The following is a 2,760-nucleotide window of genomic DNA, read 5'->3' on the forward strand; positions in this document are numbered from 1 at the left end:
TTATGAAGGATTAGACTTCATTGCTGATATGGATGACGATACTGAGCAATCATTTATCATTACTAAGATAGAAGATGAAGTTGTTACTGCTGATGGAAATCACCCATTCTCTGGTAAAGATTTAAGATTTGAAGTTACTGTTGAAGGTGTAAGAGATGCTAGTGAAGAGGAAGTTGAGCATGGACATGTACATTTCCACGGATTTGACGATGAAGAAGAAGGTTGTTCTCATAACTAATAAATTATAATACATAAGGAGAATTCAAATGAAAATAGCTTTAGGTGCTGATCACGGAGGATTTGGTTTAAAAGAAATTATTAAATCTCATCTTGAAAAAAAAGGTATTGAGGTACTTGATAAAGGAACTTATTCAACTGACTCTGTTGACTACCCAGTTTACTCAAAAGCAGTTGCTCAAGCAGTTTTAAATAATGAAGCTGACTATGGTATACTTATTTGTGGAACTGGAATTGGAATTTCAATTGCAGCTAATAGATTCAAAGGTATTAGAGCTGCACTTTGTTCAAATTCTACAATGGCAAAACTAACTAGACAGCATAATAATGCTAATATTTTAGCTCTTGGAGCTAGAATGACTGGAGATGTATTAGCCCTTGATATTGTTGATGAATTTTTAAATACATCATTTGAGGGTGGAAGACATACTCATAGAATAGAAGCTATTGAGTTATAGAAAGGAGAAACTTTTATGTCAACTATTTTTAAAAAAATTATAGATAAAGAAATACCTGCATCTATTGTTTTTGAAAATGATAAAGTAATGGCCTTTAAGGATATAAACCCACAAGCTCCTGTTCATATTTTAGTTATTCCTAAAAAAGAGATACCAACTCTTAATGATATAACTTTAGATGATTCAGAATATATAATTGAAATGTATTTAGCTATTAAGAAAATAACTAAAGACTTAGGAATTTCTGAAGATGGCTATAGAGTTATTACAAATTGTAATAGCTATGGCGGTCAAGAAGTATTCCATATTCATTTTCATATACTTGGTGGCAAACCTTTAGGTCCTATGTTAACAATTTAATAAAAAAACCTTAAGAAGAGAAAGAAATTTCTCTTCTTTTTGTAATATTATATTATTAATATTACAGGAGATGATCTATGACTATTATGTTAAATTTAACTGAATCTCTGCTTCTTGGTCTTTTTGCTAAATTTTTAGGTGCTTCTATTAAAAATAAAGTTATATTTCTACACAGATTTAATTTCCCAGATCCTATTGTTGGTGGTTTTATTTTTGCTATTCTCAATTTTATACTTTATATGTTCACACCTTACAAAGTACACTATGATTTATCCTTACAGATAATTTTTATGCAATTTTTTTTTACTTCTCTTGGACTAAATACTCCTATTTTGCTTTTATATAAACACAAGAATATATTTATAAAGTTTTTTATTATTGCTGGATTATTAAGTATTTGTCAATTTTTCATAGGTGTCTCTCTTTGTAATTTTTTAAATTTAAATCCACTAATTGGAATTATAGCTGGACCCATCTCTTTATTTGGAGATTTTAGTTTTGCTGTAGTTTTCGGTAGAACTATTGAAAATCTAGGATTTTTTGAAGGAAAAGACTTAGCTATTGCTTCAGCTACTTTTGGTGTTATTGCTAACTCAATAATTGCTATTCCTATTGGAACCTATCTTATAAATAGATTAAATTTAATACCTAAAACAAAAAATAAAAAAGTAGGCTTATCTTTAAATAAAATAAATAGTAATTATTCAAATAATTTATTAACTAATATCACTTTTTTTATTGCTATTATTGTTTTTTCTAATTTATTTTCTCTTTTAATACATAATATTTTCAACATTATTTTCCCTGTTTATATTATATGTTTGATTATAGGTCTTTTTATAAACTGGATTTCCCCTTATAAAATAGATAAAAAATTTTCATTCACTTTAAACAAACTATCTTTAAATCTATTTCTTTCTATGTCTATTATTTCTTTAAAAATTTGGGATCTATTAACTATTATTAAACCTCTTTTTTTTATACTTTTTTTTCAATTTGTTTTTGTTATTTTTTATTCTTATATTTTTACCTTTTATATTTTTGGAAAAAACTATAAGGCTGTTCTTTTATCCTGTGGTCTATGTGGTCTATCTCTAGGATCAATTTCAAACTCCATTTCAAATATGAATGAACTTAGCAAAAAATATGGTTCATATTCTGAGATATTTCTTATAGTACCTCTCGTTGGAACTTTTATTATGAATTTTTTTCTAATACCTCTTATTTTATATTCAATTAACTTTTTCATTTAGTAAAAAAAGACTAATTCAAAATATAAAATTAGTCTTTTTTATTTTACATCTCTTTTAATATTTCTATTAAAATACTTTTCTTTTCTTTTTCTGAAACTGCTAATCCCATAGATTTTATAACTGATTCAATTTTTATTTTCAACATTTTTCCTATAGAACTATTTTTTTCAATAATTTCAATATTCATAATATTATTATCAAGTTTAACCTCTACTATATTTTCTTTTATTTCAGAGGTATTTTTATGTTTCAAATTATTTTTCAATCTAATTTTAAAATCTTCTAAATCTTTTTGAGAAATCCAGTTTTCATAGTTAAATCCTTTTACTTTTTCTGTAATATCTAATATAAATTTATTTTTATTTTTAAATTCATATTTTTTCAACCAATTTTCAAAACTATTAGATCGGAAGAGCACACGTCTGAACTCCAGTCACGAATTCGTATCTCGT

At 25.8% G+C, this 2,760-nt stretch carries 3 protein-coding genes and 1 pseudogene; all 4 read left to right on the top strand.

The genetic code is table 11. The features are described 5' to 3' along the window. Nucleotides 1-238 (top strand): annotated as a pseudogene (locus tag Q0V09_RS10280) (peptidylprolyl isomerase); the annotation flags it as partial. Nucleotides 239-266: 28 nt separating this feature from the next. Then, nucleotides 267-695 (top strand): ribose 5-phosphate isomerase B, encoded by a 429-nt coding sequence (rpiB, locus tag Q0V09_RS10285; protein ID WP_297407044.1) that lies wholly within the window; start codon nucleotides 267-269, stop codon nucleotides 693-695. 15 nt (nucleotides 696-710) lie between these two features. After that, nucleotides 711-1,055 carry a histidine triad nucleotide-binding protein gene (locus Q0V09_RS10290; protein ID WP_297407042.1) on the top strand — a complete coding sequence of 115 codons (345 nt, stop codon included), beginning with the start codon at nucleotides 711-713 and terminating at the stop codon, nucleotides 1,053-1,055. Between the two features lie 77 nt (nucleotides 1,056-1,132). Further along, nucleotides 1,133-2,308, top strand: a complete 1,176-nt coding sequence (locus Q0V09_RS10295; protein WP_297407039.1) for a sodium/glutamate symporter — start codon at nucleotides 1,133-1,135, stop codon at nucleotides 2,306-2,308. Nucleotides 2,309-2,760: the final 452 nt, after the last annotated feature.

It is taken from the genome of uncultured Cetobacterium sp. (assembly GCF_947039425.1).
In the GTDB taxonomy this organism is placed as follows: Bacteria; Fusobacteriota; Fusobacteriia; order Fusobacteriales; family Fusobacteriaceae; genus Cetobacterium_A.